The organism is Streptomyces sp. NBC_00299 (genome assembly GCF_036173045.1).
GTDB lineage: Bacteria > Actinomycetota > Actinomycetes > Streptomycetales > Streptomycetaceae > Streptomyces > Streptomyces machairae.
Map to the genome: position 1 here is coordinate 9,352,881 of NZ_CP108039.1, position 16,876 is coordinate 9,369,756.

At 69.0% G+C, this 16,876-nt stretch carries 15 protein-coding genes and 2 pseudogenes; 8 read left to right on the forward strand and 9 right to left on the reverse strand.

Annotated elements, in window-relative coordinates; genetic code table 11:
• Positions 1-340 precede the first annotated feature (340 nt).
• Entirely contained in the window at positions 341-2,569 is a 2,229-nt protein-coding gene (secD, locus tag OHT51_RS41520; RefSeq protein ID WP_328884077.1) for a protein translocase subunit SecD, read from the forward strand.
• Positions 2,570-3,142: 573 nt separating this feature from the next.
• Here secD and OHT51_RS41525 read toward each other — a convergent pair.
• Complete coding sequence (locus tag OHT51_RS41525) at positions 3,143-3,820, reverse strand: alpha/beta fold hydrolase (RefSeq protein WP_328884078.1); 678 nt, start codon at positions 3,818-3,820, stop codon at positions 3,143-3,145.
• Between the two features lie 265 nt (positions 3,821-4,085).
• Here OHT51_RS41525 and OHT51_RS41530 point away from each other — a divergent pair, with 265 nt between their 5' ends.
• Entirely contained in the window at positions 4,086-4,715 is a 630-nt protein-coding gene (locus OHT51_RS41530; protein WP_328884079.1) for a DUF4352 domain-containing protein, read from the forward strand.
• Positions 4,716-4,775: 60 nt separating this feature from the next.
• Here OHT51_RS41530 and OHT51_RS41535 read toward each other — a convergent pair whose 3' ends face one another.
• The 3 genes from OHT51_RS41535 to OHT51_RS41545 form a co-directional block, all read right to left on the reverse strand.
• Entirely contained in the window at positions 4,776-5,828 is a 1,053-nt protein-coding gene (locus OHT51_RS41535; protein ID WP_328884080.1) for a YeiH family protein, read from the reverse strand.
• The gene (locus OHT51_RS41540) at positions 5,828-6,403 is read right to left on the reverse strand and encodes a cysteine dioxygenase family protein (protein WP_328884081.1); all 576 of its coding nucleotides are present in this window, start codon (positions 6,401-6,403) and stop codon (positions 5,828-5,830) included. The genes OHT51_RS41535 and OHT51_RS41540 overlap by 1 nt, the downstream gene beginning before the upstream one ends.
• An 83-nt stretch (positions 6,404-6,486) precedes the next feature.
• Complete coding sequence (locus tag OHT51_RS41545; RefSeq protein ID WP_328884082.1) at positions 6,487-7,392, reverse strand: LysR family transcriptional regulator; 906 nt, start codon at positions 7,390-7,392, stop codon at positions 6,487-6,489.
• Between the two features lie 313 nt (positions 7,393-7,705).
• Between OHT51_RS41545 and OHT51_RS41550 the strand changes: the two genes are divergently transcribed.
• The 3 genes from OHT51_RS41550 (at position 7,706) to OHT51_RS41560 (ending at position 10,135) form a co-directional block, all read left to right on the forward strand.
• Positions 7,706-8,800, forward strand: a complete 1,095-nt coding sequence (locus tag OHT51_RS41550) for a YihY/virulence factor BrkB family protein (RefSeq protein WP_328884083.1) — start codon at positions 7,706-7,708, stop codon at positions 8,798-8,800.
• A 312-nt stretch (positions 8,801-9,112) separates the two neighbouring features.
• A complete protein-coding gene (locus OHT51_RS41555; protein WP_328884084.1) occupies positions 9,113-9,544 on the forward strand; it encodes an STAS domain-containing protein in 432 nt (143 codons plus the stop codon).
• A 165-nt stretch (positions 9,545-9,709) separates the two neighbouring features.
• The gene (locus OHT51_RS41560) at positions 9,710-10,135 is read left to right on the forward strand and encodes a DUF6003 family protein (protein ID WP_328884085.1); all 426 of its coding nucleotides are present in this window, start codon (positions 9,710-9,712) and stop codon (positions 10,133-10,135) included.
• A 218-nt stretch (positions 10,136-10,353) separates the two neighbouring features.
• Here OHT51_RS41560 and OHT51_RS41565 read toward each other — a convergent pair whose 3' ends face one another.
• A complete protein-coding gene (locus OHT51_RS41565) occupies positions 10,354-10,755 on the reverse strand; it encodes a DUF2267 domain-containing protein (protein ID WP_328884086.1) in 402 nt (133 codons plus the stop codon).
• A 59-nt stretch (positions 10,756-10,814) separates the two neighbouring features.
• Complete coding sequence (locus tag OHT51_RS41570; protein ID WP_328884087.1) at positions 10,815-11,285, reverse strand: hemerythrin domain-containing protein; 471 nt, start codon at positions 11,283-11,285, stop codon at positions 10,815-10,817.
• Between the two features lie 338 nt (positions 11,286-11,623).
• On the opposite strand from OHT51_RS41570, the gene OHT51_RS41575 reads away from it, so the two are divergent.
• Complete coding sequence (locus OHT51_RS41575) at positions 11,624-12,535, forward strand: RNA polymerase sigma factor SigF (protein ID WP_328884088.1); 912 nt, start codon at positions 11,624-11,626, stop codon at positions 12,533-12,535.
• Positions 12,536-12,634: 99 nt separating this feature from the next.
• Here the strand turns inward: OHT51_RS41575 and OHT51_RS41580 are convergent, their stop codons facing one another.
• Positions 12,635-12,895, reverse strand: a complete 261-nt coding sequence (locus OHT51_RS41580; RefSeq protein ID WP_328884089.1) for a hypothetical protein — start codon at positions 12,893-12,895, stop codon at positions 12,635-12,637.
• Positions 12,896-13,094: 199 nt separating this feature from the next.
• Between OHT51_RS41580 and OHT51_RS41585 the strand changes: the two are divergent.
• Both OHT51_RS41585 and OHT51_RS41590 read left to right on the forward strand, forming a co-directional pair.
• Positions 13,095-13,496, forward strand: a pseudogene (locus tag OHT51_RS41585) (MarR family winged helix-turn-helix transcriptional regulator); the annotation flags it as partial.
• Between the two features lie 83 nt (positions 13,497-13,579).
• A pseudogene (locus tag OHT51_RS41590) lies at positions 13,580-14,143 on the forward strand (DUF4383 domain-containing protein); the annotation flags it as partial.
• Between the two features lie 407 nt (positions 14,144-14,550).
• On the opposite strand, the gene OHT51_RS41595 reads toward OHT51_RS41590, so the two are convergent.
• Together OHT51_RS41595 and OHT51_RS41600 are read right to left on the reverse strand one after the other, a co-directional pair.
• Positions 14,551-14,844 (reverse strand): hypothetical protein, encoded by a 294-nt coding sequence (locus OHT51_RS41595; protein WP_328884090.1) that lies wholly within the window; start codon positions 14,842-14,844, stop codon positions 14,551-14,553.
• Between the two features lie 362 nt (positions 14,845-15,206).
• Complete coding sequence (locus tag OHT51_RS41600) at positions 15,207-16,760, reverse strand: GMC family oxidoreductase (protein WP_328884091.1); 1,554 nt, start codon at positions 16,758-16,760, stop codon at positions 15,207-15,209.
• Positions 16,761-16,876: the final 116 nt, after the last annotated feature.

The following is a 16,876-nucleotide window of genomic DNA, read 5'->3' on the forward strand; positions in this document are numbered from 1 at the left end:
GGCACTGACTCCCGGAGTTGCACAGGCCGCCGGCGAACCGCACGCAGACGATGGGCACTTCGCTGTCTGCAACGCGCTGGTCCGAGGCCATCGCGACATCCCCGACGAGCGTCTTTCACTGCCGGTCACCGCCACCCTCGCCTCGTACTGCAGGGCCTACAGCCCGCCGCAGTCCGCACACACGTCCTTGCCGGCGGCGAACCTGCCTGCCTCTCCGCACCTGACGAGCCGTCACCAAGGGCGGGCACCACCACTGGCCTCAGGCACCTGAACCTCTCCCAACTTCTTCCTCGTCACCGCTGCCACTGCCCTGGCCGTGGTGTGCCTGCCGGAGGCCCACTTGACCCGCGCCCTGCGCATCCGAGGGCTGCTCGCCCTCGCTGTCCTTGCCCTGTCGCTGTACGTCGCCCTCACCGTCCCTGTCCACCTCGGACTCGATCTGCGCGGCGGTACACAGATCGTGCTGGAAACCCGCCCCACCGCCACCGCCACCGCGGACGCCGATGCCACCGACCGAACCCTGGAGGTGCTGCGCGGCCGCATCGACGCGCTCGGCGTCGCCGAACCCACCCTCGCCCGATCCGGCGACAACCGGATCGTCGTCGAACTGCCCGGCGTACAGGACCCGGCCAAGGCCGCGGACGTGCTCGGCCGCACCGCCCAGCTCACCTTCCATCGCGTCGTCGGCACGGCCACCAGTGCCGACGACACCGCGAAACCGCTGCCCAAACGGCCCCGCCAACAAGTTCTGGCCGACGAGTCCGGCCGGCTCCTGAGCCTTGAAGCAGCCTCGCTGACCGGCACGGACGTCAAGGAGGCAGCCGCCCAATTCGACCAGCGAAGCGCTGCCGGATGGCAGGTCGCCGTCGACTTCGAGGGTTCCGGCCGCGACGGCTGGGCCCGCCTGACCGGCCAGGCCGCCTGCCACCCCGCAGGGGATCCATCCCGCCGGGTCGCCATCGTCCTGGACAACAAGATCATCTCCTCGCCGCAGGTCGACCCCTCGGTCGCATGCGGCTCCGGCATCAGCGGCGGCACCACGCAGATCACCGGATCCTTCACCGCCGACGAAGCCAAGGACCTGGCCCTGCTCATCAACGGCGGCGCTCTGCCCGTACCCGTCGACACGGTCGAACAGCGCACCGTCGGCCCCACCCTGGGTGCGCAGGCCATTACCGCCAGCGCCTGGGCCGCCGCCGTGGGCACCACGCTGACCGCGCTGTTCATCATCGTGATCTACCGGCTCATGGGCGCTCTGGCCACCATGGCGCTGGCCTGCTACGGCCTGATCTCCTACGCCGCCCTCGCCGCCCTGGGCGCCACCCTCACCCTGCCGGGTCTTGCCGGGTTCGTGCTGGCCATCGGCATGGCCGTCGACGCCAACGTCCTGGTCTTCGAACGAGCTCGGGAAGAGTACGCCTCCCGCAACCGGCCCAGCCCGCGCTCGTCCCTGACCGCGGGATTCCGCGGCGCCTTCAGCGCGATCGCCGACTCCAACATCACCACCCTCATCGCCGCCGGCCTGCTGTTCTTCCTCGCTTCAGGACCCGTGCGCGGCTTCGGCGTCACCCTGGGCATCGGCGTCCTCGCGTCCATGTTCAGCGCCCTGGTCATCACCCGTGCCCTCGCCGAGTACGCCGCCTCCCGGCGTTGGCTGCGCCGCCGCCCACGCCTCACCGGCATCGCCCACACCGGTGCGGTCCGCGACCGCCTCGCGCGCACCAACCCCCGCCTGATGCGCAGCCCCCGGCGCTGGCTGGCCGCCTCCGCCACCGTCCTGGTCCTGGCCGCCTCCGGAATCGCCGCACGCGGCCTCGACTTCGGCATTGAATTCACCGGAGGCCGTCTCATCGAATACACCACCGCCACCCCCGTCGACCCCGACCGCGCCCGCACCGTCCTGGCCGACGCAGGGTTCCCCCGCGCCGTCGTCCAGACATCCGGCGACACCCAACTCACCGTCCGCACCGACCAGTTGACGAACGCGCAAGCGGCCACCGTCACCCAAACCATCGGCGCCCTGGCCGGTGACGCCGAGGAGCTCCGCGACGAAGCCATCGGCCCCAGTCTCGGCAAGGAACTACGCCAGGGCGCTCTGATCGCTCTCGCAGTCGCCCTGGGAGCTCAACTGCTGTACCTCGTGGCACGCTTCCGCTGGCTGTTCGGCACATCTGCGGTCGCTGCCCTCGCCCACGACGTGGTGATCCTCACCGGCATCTTCGCCTGGCTGGGAAAACCCGTCGACGGCGTCTTCCTCGCCGCGCTGCTCACCGTCATCGGTTACTCGGTCAACGACTCCGTCGTCGTATTCGACCGCATCCGGGACCTGAGCCGACGCGACCCCAAGGCACCCTTCGCCGCCATCGCCAACCGGGCTCTCCTACAGACCCTGCCCCGCACCGTCAACACCGGCATGGGCGCCGCCTTCATCCTCACAGCCCTGGCCGTCCTCGGCGGCGACTCCCTCACCGACTTCGCCCTCGCCCTGCTCATCGGGCTCGCCGTAGGCACCTACTCCTCCATGTTCACCGCGACACCCCTCGCCATCGAACTCCACAAACGCACGTAGGCAACGCTCGCCGCCCCCGGGCTGCCGGAAGGGACCACTGCCCCGCCAGGCCAGCCAGGTCGATGACCTGCGCACGGTGGCGTCCGTACGCACCCAGAAATGGGTACTGCGCCCGATGGCGAAGCCACGCGGCTCCATGTGACGGTGGCATGGATCCCAACCAGCCGCCGGTTCCCGCAAGGAGGGAGTCATGCCCCACCCCGGTACCGATCCCCTGCACTACGAAACCCGTACGCAGCCAAGCGGCCCGCAACCAAGCGGCCCTCATGCCGCCCGCAATCGGAGAGCGGGGCGTCAGTTGCGCGAAGACCGGCGACGACGAGGCCGGGTCTGGGCCCTGCTGACCCTCTCCGTGGCGATGGTGATCACGGGCATGATGCTGCCGCAGGGTCTGCTCCTCGCGGCGGGTCTGGTCACGGCCGGGATGGCGACGTATCTACTCGTGCCGCCGCATGGCCCGGATGGCCCCGGCCTGTCCTTACCCGCGTCGGCCCGTCACGGCAGCGATCACACTCGATGACAGCCCGGCACCAAGCCGGTCCGTCCGGCGGACGCGGGGCTGCTGGGAAAGGCTCATCGGATCGCGTCTGCGTCGGCCAATAAGCCGACCACGGTCGACGCGGCGGTGCGGTGCCAGTGTCCGCTCCGACGGAGCATGGCGTGGCCCCCTCCGGTCATGATCTTCAGCTCGGCCCGTGCGCCGGCCGCACGCGCGCGGCTCACGAACGACGCCGACGCGCCCGGATCGGTGACCCGGTCGCGGTCACCGTGGAGGACGACCACCTCCTTGTCTCGCAGGTGGGCCACCGGCTCCCCTTCCGGGCACCAGGGCGCAAGCGCGAGGACCGCCCGTACCTGCGGAGCGACGGCCGCGCGCAACGCCGCACGCCCGCCCATGGAGTGACCGACCAGGACGACCGGTACGTCTTCGGCCAGCGCGGCAAGTTCACTGAGCGCCCGCCGGGTGTCGCGGACAGGATCAGCGTCGGGACCGTTCCAGCCGCACACCCTGTAGCGCACCTCGGCCAGCAGGACATCGTCATCCGGCACGGCCGCGGCGACTGCCCGTACGAAGGGTCTCATTCGGAGCGGTGAGGGATACCAACTGCGCGACGTGGCCCGACTGTGCGCTTGGCCGCCGTGGAGGAACAACACGGCTGCGCGAACCGAGCGTGGACTGCGCCGTGCCCGCAGCGCGGCTGCGCTCTTGCGTGTAGCCGTGGACGCGGACATGCGTTCGTTGCCGCCCATCCATCCTCCTGAAGTGATCAACGAACGTCGCCGACCGTGCTGCAGCGTAGAGGGTTCACACAAGGGCCGGCTCCAAAGCGTGCCGTAGTCGTCCTGTAGACGTCACCTCCACAACCCAGCGCCTCGCCAGGGTGGGGGGGGGCGGGGCGAGGCAGGGAAGCCGCCCACAGTGTTGTGATCATTCGTTCGCCTCGTCCTGCGCCGGGTATTACGCTTGCTGCTCCGTGTGGCCGGGGGAGGTCACCGATTCATGGGGGGATGCGCCATGCGCGCCTACATTCGCCGTGTCTGTGTGCCGGCCGTGCTGCTGTCCGCCGTTCTGTTGGCGGGGTGTTCGTCAGAGAGCGACTCGGGGGACTCGGTCGCAAGCCAGGAGCCGGCGGGCGAAGCGCCGGTCGACGAAGCGGCCGTTGAGGCGTCGAAGTCTGCGTCCTCATCCGGTGCCGGCCCCGTACTGGAGGTCGGAGAGACGGGCGAGTTCGCCACTGGCGAGACGGACGAGGACGGTGAGAACTACAAGGTCACGTCGAAGATGTCCGTCAAGGTCGTGAGTGCGGAATACGTGACTGCCGAACAGGCCGGCAGGTCGAACGAGCCGGAGAACGGCCAGTACGTCAAGCTGACGCTGACGTTGAAGAACGTGGGCGCTGCTCCGGCGGAGATCATGACGTACGGCAGGATGGAGTGGGAGGACACCGACACGGCCGCTCAGAACGCCTCCACGCGGGACGGCGCCGGCGACGGGCGGATTCTCGACAGGGCGTACAAGCCGGGTCAGTCCGTGACGGGACATCTCATCCTCGACGTCGGCGACGAGGGCGGGACCGTCAGCTACAACGGGTCGGAGAATCCCAACGCTGACGGCCCGGTGTTCTCGGTGAACCTCCCGGAGTAGCGGCGGCCTGGTGTCGTGCTGCCAGATGATCCGCGTGCGCCAGTACTGAGCGCATCTGCGTCACCGCGCGACCAGCAGCACCCCGGCGTACGAGACGCCTGCCACGACCAGCCATGCCGAGAGGCCCAGCAGGGCCGTCCGCGCGCCGGTGCGTGCGAGTGAGGGGAGGTCGACCGCGCTGCCGAGCCCGAACAGGGCTGCGGCAAGCAGGAGTTCCTGCCCGGTGTGAGCGGCCTCCAGGAATTCGCCGGGCAGCAGCCCGGTGCTGCGCAGAGTCACCGCCGCGAGGAAGCCCACGATGAAGAGCGGTATCAGCGGCGCCCGTTTGCGGCATGGCTCGCCCGGCCCGACCACGTCACGGCTCGGGCGCCGCGAGGACAGTGCGACGGCGGCGACGAGCGGTGCGAGCAGCGCGACCCGCACCAGCTTCACCAGCACTGCCTCGCCGAGGGCCGCGTCCCCGGCTGTCTGCGCCGTGGCGACGACCTGGCCGACATCGTGCACGCTCGCGCCGACCCAGCGCCCGAACTCGGCGTCGCTCAGTCCCAGTGGCCCCTGGAGCAGTGGCAGTACGGCGATGGCGAGCGTCCCGCAGAGGGTGACCAGGGCCACCGAGGTGGCCGCGTCTCGCTCGTTGCTGCCCCTGGCCTCACCCACGGCGCCTATGGCCGACGCGCCGCAGATCGCGTAGCCCGCGGCGATGAGCAGGGGCTGGTCCCTCGGCAGTCCCAGACGCCGAGCCAGCCACCAGGTGCCGGACAGCGTGGCCAAGACGACAGCCAGGGTCATGACGACCGTCGTCCAGCCGAGACGGGCCACGTCGTCGAGGCCGAGCTGGAGCCCGAGGAGGACGATGCCGACACGCATCAACCGCCTGCCCGCGTAGGCCAGTCCCGGGCGGCCGGATCCCCGCACCACCCTTCGCAACCGGGGGAGGTGCGCGGCAAGGATCCCGAGCACCACGGCGACGGTGAGCATCGGCATGGCAGGAACGAGCCGGTGGATGGCGAGGGCGAAGGCGAGGCCACATGCCGCGAGGAGGAGTCCCGGGTGCAGGGCGGGCGCTTCACGCTCCCTGCTCCGTTGCGCAGGACGTTCCCTGAGGAGAGCCATCAGCAGTCGGCGGGCAGCTGGTAGACCCGCCGGACGCTGCTGCCGAGGCGGGAGATGTCCGCGCCGTAGACGTGCAGTGAGATCGCCGGGGAGGGGCCGGCGTTCCAGACCCGGTGGATGTCTCCGGGAGGGGCGAAGCCGCAGAACTCGCCCTGCTTGTTGAGGACGTCGGTGGTGGCGACGAGCCTGGCGGCGCCGTCCGCCGCCGGGAGGAGCCGGTAGCGCCGCTCGCGTTCCTGGCCCTGGTGCACCCCCGTGGTGCACCAGGACACATGGTCGTGGACGGAGGTTCCCTGGCCAGGCAGCCAGACGAGCGCGACGACGGAGAAGCTCCCGTCGTGCTCCGCGTGCAGCAGGTGCTGCCGGTACTGGGTCGGGTCGCTCTGCTGTTGCTCGTCGGTGAGCAGGTCGGGCGCGCCCAGGTGGGGTGCGAGGCGTTCACCGACGAGGTGAGCGGTCAGGTCGGGCGGGAGGCCTCGCCCGACGTCGTCCCGTAATCCGGCTAGCAGCGCTTCAAGACGGTCGGTGGTGCGGGCCGCCGTGAAGGCGCCAGGAGCGGTCGACGCAGAAGTCATACGCAGAGCGTCCGACCGCTCCTGTCATCACGTCCAACGACAGTTTCTTCGCATGTCCCAAGGAGCGCTTATGGATTGAGCGGTCAACAACCCATCTTGCTCGCGGCCACGGCCTTCAGTTCTTGGAGAACCAGCGCCGTGGCGGGGATGCGCAGATGCTCCCGCAGTACGTAGGCCGAGACCTTGCGCCGGGAAGCGGGCTGAAGCGGCCGGCCGGCCACCTTTGCGCGGTGCATGAAGGCCAGCACCAGCGCGGGAACCATGGCCACGCCCAGCCCTTCCGCCACCAGGCTCTGCACCGCCATGTTGTCGTCCGTGGTGAAGGCGATGTCGGGTACGAAGCCCGCCTCCTCGCACTCGTGCAGCAGGTTGGCCCGGCAACGCGGACACCCGGCTATCCATCGTTCCCCTGCCAGGTCGGTGAGCTGGACGACCCTGCGCCGGGCGAGCCGGTGTCCGCTGGGCAGCAGTACGGTCAGTTGGTCTTCCAGGAGCGGGGTCTCCACCAGATCGTCCGGGACGTGCTCGTGCAGTCCCGGATAGGTGAACGCCAGGGAGATGTCGCACTCGCCCTGCGCCAGGCGGCGAAGGGATTCGGGCGGCTCGTTCTCCAGCAGGTCGATGCGGATACCCGGGTGGGCAGCCGCGAGACGGGCCAGAGCCTCGGGCAGGAGCGTGGAGTTGGCACTCGGGAAGGAGCAGACACGGACCCGTCCCGCGTGCAGCCGGGCGAGGGCGTTCATCTGCTCCTGCGCCGCCGACAAGGAACCGAGTATGTCGCTGGCGTGCCGCGACAGAGTCTCGCCCGCCTCGGTGAGCCGTATTCCGCGGCCCACCCGGACGAACAGCGGTATGCCGACGTCCCGTTCAAGAGCCTTCATCTGCTGGGTGATCGCCGGTTGGGTGTAGCCGAGAGCGCGTGCGGCAGCCGAGTACGAGCCGGTCCGCACCACTTCGTGAAAGGTTCTCACGTACCGCGAATCGAACACCGCTGCATCATAGGGAATACGAGGGCGCGGCGCTGCCGTCACCGTTCGCGTCAGGAGCGCCCATGTCGGCTCGTGCAGTAGACGGCGCTGGTCCCGTTCCCCCGGGTCGTGTGGCTCGCCGGTGTGGAACCGTGATCCAGTCGGATCGACGGCTTCCGGGTAGCGATCGAGAAGGGTGGTCCGCGCCGTTGTCCGGGACGACCCGGTCTTCGTCCTGGAGGAACCGGCAAGAGATTTGGCTTCCACGGTCTCACCGAGGAGGACGGCGACCTGCTTCTGGGTGAAGGCAACGGTGGCGGGTATCCGAACCTGCATGGTGCGTACGGTGCGACAGCTAGGATCGGTCATTCTCGGCGCACGGCTCTGGGAATGGCTCCCCGTTTCGGCAGCGCACCGCGCCAGGCCGGTGGCGCCCAAGCCGACTCACGCCGAGCCGGAAGAGCCGCGCCTTGACCACGACCGCGACGGGGAGGTCGCCCACTCGTGGGGCAGGCGCCTGGCGCAGGGCAGGACGTTCCACCCCTGGACAGCCCCTGCCACCGAGGGACCGGGATTCCGGGAGCGCCGCAACGGACACCGGAGGAACCTGACGGCCCTGCGGCGGACCCCGGTGTCCATCTGGAACGACGATGTGAGCGACTGGGCCGCGTCACTCACCTACTACTCGGTGCTTTCGATCTTTCCGGCGCTACTCGTCACCGTCTCGCTGGTCGGCCTCACCGGCGCAGCGACCGTCCGGGACCTCATCAGTAACGTGAACGCCGTCGTACCGGCGGAGTCGCGTGCCGTAATCGAGAACGCCCTTAATGACATGGCCGACCGGCAGACTGCGACGTGGCTGGTGGTCGGTTTCGGGGCCGCAGGTGCACTGTGGTCGGCTTCGAGCTACCTAGCAGTGTTCCGTCGGGCATTGCATGCCATGCATGGTGTCGAGGACCGTCGACCGGTGTGGCGGACCGCTCCCCGCAACGTGATCACGGCTCTCGTGCTCCTGGGGCTGTTCGTCTCCAGCGCCGGGGCGCTCATGCTCACTGGAGAGTTGGCGCGCACCGCCGGCCGAGTGATGGGTATGAGCGAGGCCGCCGACACCACTTGGGCCATCGCGAAATGGCCACTGCTCTTGCTCTTGACCGCCGTTTTGGTCTGGGTGCTGTTCCATACGGGACCGGCGCAGGCGCGCGGTCTGGCTCAGAGAGCGCTCGGTGGTGCCCTCGCCGTGGTGTTGTGGCTGATTGCTTCCGTCGGCTTCGCCCTCTACGCCTCCCTCGTTGGCACTTACAGCCGCCTCTACGGTTCGTTGACCGGGATCGTCGTCTTCTTCGTATGGCTGTGGGTGTCCAACCTGGCCCTGCTGACCGGCGCCCAGTTCAACGCAGAGCTTGTCAAACTGCAGAACGGCGAACGGTGACCCGCGGAAGTGGGGGACCCGAGGCGCACACGAGTCGAGCCCGAGGACGCACCCTCCGAGTGACCCGATTCCTCCTTTTGGGGGCTTCGCTCCGGGGGAGACGCGGCTGCGGACACGAATGTCGCTCCATCGCGTGTGCCGGGGGAGAGATTTCATCTCCTCCCGCTGTCCGCCGTAATGCGGGGCACACGCACCCGTAGGAGTGCCGTCCAGACTGTTCCGGAGCCCTCGTGCCGCAGCGAGGTGGATGGCCTGCCGGCGTCGGATCGAGCAGTCCGCTCGGTCCGGAAGCAGGCGTCGGATGGAGGTGCGATGTCCACGCAGACCAACCGCCTGACCATCACCGAGGTCACCAGCTGCGACGACTGCGCGGTACTGCGGCTCAGCGGTGAACTCGACCAGAGCTGCGAGACCTACTTCTTGTCCACGGTCGGCAGCAGCGTCGCTGTCGGCCACCGTCACCTGGTGCTGGACGTCACTGCCCTGGCCTTCTGCGACTCGCGCGGACTCAACTGCCTGCTGGCCATACGGTGGCTGCTGGCCCGACGGAGCGGAAAGCTTCTGCTGGCCGGAGCGGGGCGCCGCCTCACGGAACTACTGGCCCAGACCGGCAGCACCCGTCTTCTGCCCAGCTATCAGGCGGTTGGCCAGGCACTGATCGAGTTGCCCCCTCAGGAACGCCCCGTGTGGCCTCCTGCACCGCCCGGGCGAGGTGCGCAGGACGGCGAGCCCGAACAGCCGTAGGGCAGGGAATCCCCGCGGCGTCAATCGGCGCATGTGCGGCTGCCCGTCGCGGGTCAACGTGTCGCGCTGTGCTGCGCCCTGGCGCGGCTGGACTGGATCGGAGCGGCCTGTCGAAGGCGCTAGCATCAGGCCAGTTTCACCTACCGAGAGAGTGGTCTCATCACGATGGCCGATGACGCTCTGCTATTCGTACTCCCCGACGATCACCCGCGCCTGGGCGCCGCCTTGGCCGCGGTGGGCGAGCTGGAGTGCGTGGAGACGCCCGCAGTCCGGGGCTGGCTGAACGCGCACGGGATTCCCGCCTCCTCCGAGCGGGTCAGGATTGTTCCGGCGGGAGCGGAGGTGTTGGTTCCCGACGATGCGGAGCGGTTGCCGGTTCCCTTGAGCGAGGATGAGACGGTGCGGGTGGAGCAGGCGTGTGCGCCCACGCCGGTGACCGCCATGGAGTCGGAGCTGCTCGGCTTCCGTAACACCACCCAGGACTGGGAAGCTCTGGTCCACCGCGCATTGACCGCAGGGATTCCTGCGCCACGCATCGTCCAACTCACCGGCCTGGATCCGCAGCATGTCGCGCGGGTGTTGGCCGACTGAGCCGCCGTCCTGCCTGAACGGCCCGGCACTTGAGGTTCCGTGTCTGCGGCCGAGCGATGCTTCGGTCAACAGCGCGCGGCGGGTTGAGCGGAGTCCATGCTGAACACAGGACTTCCGGGAGGTGCGCCCAGAGCCGATGGCGGAGGGGCCGTTCCCGGCCCCTCCCACGGTGTTCCTGGTCCACATGCTCCGGAGGCACGCACCGCGTACCGGTCGGGTCAGACCGGATCGGTGCGCCCGAACAAGCCCGCATGTCCCGGGGGGAGTTGGGTGAGGACACGGCGCAACAGCGCGTCGTCCACCGACTCCGCCAGCGTCGGCAGCACGGCAGTGACCGCACGCCTGGCTTCCGAGGCGTCGTCATCGGCACGCTCGGCCACGGCGCGTACGAAACCGTCCGGGGTCAGGGGCTCACTGGCCGGCTCGGTGGCGCTCAGCAGCGGGCCGCAGTGATGAGGCAGCAGCCGGGCCAAGTCGGTGCGGTCGTCGCCGACGAGGTGTGCGCCCAGGACTTCCAGCACGTGCTGGACGGCCCTTGCCGTCTGCTGGGCACAGCCGTAACCCCCGCGGTCTGCGACCCGGGCAAGGAAGCTGTCCAAGGTGTCCGACACACTGACCATGGCGGCTCCTGTCGTCTGCGGCCTCATCATGACGCTGGAATTCGAACCTGTCCGCGACCTCACGCCGGTGCCCCCGAGTGGACCATGCGGTGTACGTTTCCTACTCGGCCACACCTCTCCCTCAACAGCTCCCCGCGCGCGCCGGCGAAGCCGACGGTGAGTTCCTCCCGGCATTGGGGGGTGAGGCTTGCACATACCTTGTTGATGAGGGTTCGTTCTTCCTCGTCGATGTGGCGAGAGGTGACCGCGGTCAGTTGCTTCAGCCTCCAGTCCCACTCGACGGAGCCGATCCCGGGCACCTTCAGGAGAGCGAGCAGAATCTTGGCGGCTTCCCGGTGGTCCGACTCGACGTGATCGACGGCGTCGGGTTCGTCGTACTGGCTGAGCAGCGGGTAGACCGTGGTCTCCTCGGCTTCGCCGTGCGCGATCATCAGATCGGCGAATGCGTGCAGCGCGGTCTGGCGATCCGCTTCGACGCTGCGCATCAAGCGGAGCAGGTCTTCCATCGTCCGGTGATCCTCGAGGATCATCTCGACGACATCCTGGGATGGGGCCATGAGAGGCACCTCCTGCCTGCAGTAGGTTGCACCGCTGCTACCCAATCCGTCGCCGTACCTATGCGGGCACTACCCGTATGCGTCAAGTGCCCAGGTCAGCAATGGTTGGGCGCAGACCTCATTCCAGTTCGAGTCAACAAGCCCGCCTTCGAAGGGTGGGCACCTCAGACGCTGGGGCCCCTTCCTGACGCACCAATGAGCTGACTGTATGACTAGTCAAGTTGCCGGTATGTGAAGCCAATCAGGGGGGAATCAGCCAGTCCACGCCGGGCCCACAGCCGGTGGGCACCTTCCTCGTTTCGGGAGCGACAATGGCGACCGCGACACCGATCAAGACCGCCACCAGCGACAATCCCGCCCACACACCGCCGTACGCAGACCGGCATACCACCGAACCGGACGCCGCTGCTGCGGTCCCGCCGGGCCTCGAGGACCTGCCACCCGACCTTGCGCTCGTCGACGTTGCCGACGCCAGAGCACTGTCCAAGATGCTCTTCGCACGTCTCGACGCTCTGGAAGAGGGCACACCGGAGCACGCCTACGTGCGCAACTCGCTGGTCGAGCTCAACCTCGCCCTGGTTCGTTACGCTGTCGGCCGCATGGGGGTGCGAAGCGAGTCGTACGACGACGTCGTACAGGTCGGCACCATCGGGCTGATCAAGGCGATCAACCGGTTCGATCTGCAACGCGGAGTAAACTTCCCCAACTTCGCGATGCCCACCATCATCGGCGAGATCAAGCGCTACTTCCGCGACAACACCTGGGCCGTGCATGTCCCGCGCCGCCTGCAGGAGCTCCATCTCGACCTGGCCAAAGCCACTTCCCTGCTCGAGCAGACTCACGGCCGCCCGCCGACCGTCACGGAACTCGCCGACGATCTGGACCGCGATCCGGACGAGATCATCGAGGGACTGGTCGCCGCCAACGGCTATACCGCCGCGTCCCTCGACTTTCCCGACGGTGGCGAGAGCGCGGATGACACTCTCGCCGACCACATCGGCTACGCCGACCTGAACCTGGAAAAGGTCGAGGACCTGCACGCCCTCAAACCCCTCCTCGCCGCCCTCCCCGAGCGCGAGCGCAAGATCCTCGCCCTCCGCTATGCCGCCGACATGACGCAGAGCGCCATCGGAGAGGAACTCGGGATCTCCCAGATGCACGTCTCCCGCATCCTGAACCGAACCCTGAACCGACTGCGGGAGAAACTCGGCACGCCACGGTAGGCGGGCTGACCGGCCCGGACGCGTCGCCCAGGGACTCCACCCCCGGCGAGCCAGGCTGCTCGTCGCCGGCTGGCTGACCCCGTTGGGCTGGGCCCCTTCTCACTCGCCGGGCGGCCGGTGCCTCGGCTCGGTGGTCTGCGACAGCTCTTGAGTGATCCGTTGCCATACCCGCCCCAGAGGCGCGACGGGCAGATCGGCCGCGTCGACGCTGCGCGCGAGGACCACCACCCGTGTCATCCGCTCCAGTTGCTCCCGGCAGGGGCGACAGGTGGAGACGTGCTGGTGGGCATGGGTCTCCTCAGTGAGCGTGGCGCTTCCCAGGGCCAACTCCACCAGGCGCGCGGACTCGAGGTGTGCCACCGTTTCCTCCGGTTCCCTTGCTGTGTCTCGTCGCCCGCGCAGCTTCTTCGCCGACCCGCGTGAGCTGTCCGCCGCTGAACTGCTGCTGATGTTCCACATCTACTTCCTCGGCTCGGCCGAGGGCCTGCTCTTCGACGTGCCGAACGAGCCCTTCCCACAAGCGCTGTGGGAGCAGTCCTTCGCCGTCCTGTTGCGCCGGATGAACGGCGAGTTCAACCGCATTGCGCAGGAGTTCGCCCAGTCCCAGGGGCTGCACCTGACTGACGTGCAGGCGCTGATCGCCGTCCTGGACGCGGACCCCGACGACGGCCCCATGACGCCCGGCCGACTGCGCCAGCAGCTCAATCTGACGTCCGGCGCCGTCACGGCCTGCATCGACCGACTGGAAAGAGCCGGCCACATCCAGCGGGTCCGGGCCGTCGACGACCGCCGCGTGGTTCATCTGCACTACGCCGAGGCAGCCAAGAGCCTCGCCAGGGACTACTTCCGCCCTCTGGCCCACAGCACCGAGACCGCGCGAGGCCGTTTCACCGCCGCCGAACTGACGGTCGTCGTCCGGTTCCTGGCCGAGATGAACCGTGAACTCGTCCTCGTGCGCCAGGGCCCGGACCCCCGACCGGCACAACCACCCGTCGCGGACCCCGGATCCGCATCCATGCCTGCCGTAACTCGCGAAAAGGGGGCATGAAGCTACGAGATGAACTCCCGGTCGATCATCATCTGGCGACCGTCTATCGCTACGGTGCCGGCTGCTGCGGGCTCATCCTGCTGGCCTTCGGCGTTCTCGGCTTCGCCGACGCCTTGAGCCCCCTCGACACGGCGGGCGACACGATCGCGGGCATGTCCACCAACGTCGCCCTCAGCGTCATCTCCATCGTCGTGGGTCTGGCGCTGCTCGCCGGGGCGGCGATCGGAGGCAACTTCGCCCCCACACTCAACATGGCAGTTGGCTCGCTCTTCGTCCTGAGCGGCTTTGCCCACATCTTCGTGCTGGACCGCGCCGCGAACATCCTCGACTTCAGCATGACCAACGTGATCTTCAGCTTCGTCATGGGACTGGTCATCGCCACCTTCGGCATGTACGGCCGCGTCTCCAGCAAGCTCTCGCACGGCAACCCCTACTGGCAGCGCAGACACCCGGAGCAAGCGGCACGAGAACGCGCCGCGGCCACCGCGCTGCCCGGAACGGCACGCGAAGGGCATGTGCGGCCCGGAGCCGGACAGGCGGGGACCCGGGGCGAACACTCGGTGAGCGCCGCCACCACCCGGGGTTCGACGGGAAACTGCGAGCCGATGTGCCCGGGGCGCCACACGACGGCCACCGCGAGCGCGGCTGTCGCGATGAAGAGCGACACTCCGGGCCCGGGCGCGGTCCCGAGCACGTAGCGCTGCATCACCGTTCCGCGGGCGCTGCGCTCGGCCCGGTTGCGGATCCGCTCGTCGGAGGCGGTCGAGAAGGCGGGAAGCGTGACAACGAGGTAGGTGAAGAGATAGGCGAACAGCACGAGCACGCCCGCATCCACCACCGAGAACGGCGCCGTGCCGTCGTCGAGCACGAGCACGAGGCCGAACAACGCTGCCACGCAGACCGCGACGAGGCTGCTCACTCCCGCTCGACGGCGTTCGGAGAGCCAGGAATGCACCGACAAGCTCCTCTAGATTGCGGTCATCGTCATGGTTTCTCCCTTTTCGGGCGAGCCGTAGCTTAGCGGCCGGGTATCGGTTTTCAGCCGCGCAGCGCGGAGGCGAAGATCCTCGGCAGCGCCGACCAGCGGGGGCGCGGCAGCGAAGTCGGCGAGAAGCCGCCCGGTGGTCGCCGCGGTGCGGTTGGTGACGAACCACGGGGGCTGCGCGTTCAACGCGACTTTGCTGTAGCGGAGTTCGGCGATCGCCTCGTCCCGCGCGGGGCCCAGGTCGGCCATCGTGCCCGGATGCGCGATCAGGTTCACGCCGAGCGAGCGCGTACCGGCTCCTCCATGCCCGCGGCGTCCACACCGCGGCGCTGAAGCCGTTCAGCAGCAGTTGGTCCCAGACGCTGTGGGGCTAGGACCCGGACCGGGACGCGTCCGCCGGGTGCCGCGCGGACGGATTACCCGTCGACCGGACTGCGGCCCTTCTCCAGTGCCTTGATGTATGCCACAGCGGCGTCCACCCACGCCTGGGCCTGCACGGCGGCGGCGTGCACCCGGTCCAGCAGCTCCCGTGCCGCCGGCGCAGCCCTCAGGCGGCCCAGGCGATCTCACCGCGGACCAGATCGTCGACGTCCGGTCGAGCGCTCACCTCCTGTCGGTCGCGGGCAGGGGCGTCTTCATCACGCGGCTCCCTTGACGAGGTCGGCCGCCTTCTCCGCGGCCATGATCGTGGGCGCGTTGGTGTTCCCGCGCGGCACCGCCGGGAACACGGACGCGTCGACGACCCGCAGGCCCTCGACGTCGTACACACGCAGTTCGGGGTCGACCACCGACCCGATGGCACAGGTCGAGGTCGGGTGGTACAGGGTCTGCCCGGACCGCTGCGCCCAGGCCAGGAGTTCGGTGTCGGAGTCCGCGGCCGGCACGTCGTACGGCCCGGTCACGAGGTCGGCCACCGCCCGCTGCTCGGCGATCTCCAGGGCGATCCGGATGCCGGCGACCAGCGCGTCCCTGTCCTCGGCCGTCGTCAGGTAGTTGTGCACGATCCGGGGCGCCACGTCCGGGCGCGGTGAACGCAGGGTCACCGCCCCGCGGCTGGTCGGGGCGAGCACGCACGGGCCGAAGGAGAACCCGTGCTCTGCGACCGGGCCGAGCCCCTCCTGGTGGAACAGCACGGGCGCCGCGTGGAACTGAAGGTCGGGGGCGCCCAGTTCGTCCCGGCTGCGAAAGAAGCCGCCGGCCTCGCCGATGTTCGAGGTCAGCGGGCCGCGTCCCTGGCTCTGCAACAGCGCGGCGTTGTCCGCACTCGCCGCGCCGGTCAACGACTCGGCTTCGGTGCGGAAGTTCAGCAGCGCCATGTAGTGGTCCTGGAGGCCCTCGCCGACCGGCAGATCGCGTACGACGCCGATGCCGAACGCGGACAGGGCCGCGGCCGGGCCGATCCCGGACAGCATCAGCAGCTTCGGCGACTCGTACGCGCCCGCGGAAAGGATCACCTCGCGCTCGGCGCGCACCACCTCGACCGTGCCGCCCCGCTCCATCTCCACGCCCGTCGCCCGGCCGCCCTCGACCACCACGCGGTGAGCCCGGGCCGAGGAGAGCACGGTGAGGTTGGGGCGTTCGAGGGCCGGGTGCAGATAGGCCACCGCCGCGCTGCAGCGCAGTCCGTTGCGCTGGGTGAGCTGATAGCGCCCGACACCGAACTGCGTCACGCCGTTGAAGTCGTCGTTCGCCTTGTGCCCGGCCTGCTCGGCGGCCCGCACGAACGCCGACGTGAGCGGATGCGAGGACCTGCCCTCGCTGACCGTCAACGGGCCGCCCGTGCCGTGGAATTCGTCCGCGCCCCGCTCGTTGTCCTCGGCACGCCTGAAGTACGGCAGCACATCGGTGTACGACCAGCCGGTCGCCCCGGCCGCGGCCCAGCCGTCGTAGTCGGTCCGGTCGCCCCGTATGTAGATCATGGCGTTGATCGAGCTGGAGCCGCCGAACACCTTGCCCCGGGGCAGGTAGGCCCGCCGCCCGCCGATCCCGGGCTCCGGGTCGGAGTCGAGGTCCCAGTCGACATCTGACTTGAACAACTGCGGGAAGGCGGCCGGGACATGGATCTCCTGTGCGGTGTCGGGGCCGCCCGCCTCGATCAACGCCACCCGGACCCGGGGGTCCTCCGACAGCCGTGCCGCGAGCACACAGCCGGCGGATCCGGCGCCGACGATGACGTAGTCGTACATGCTCATCTCATCCCCTTTGATGGGAGCGGCAGTTCGGGAAAGCAGTTCGGGAAAGACACTCTCGGGAAGAACACTGGTGAGGGGAAAGGCACTTCTCGGGCGTGATTACCGAGGCGCCGGGC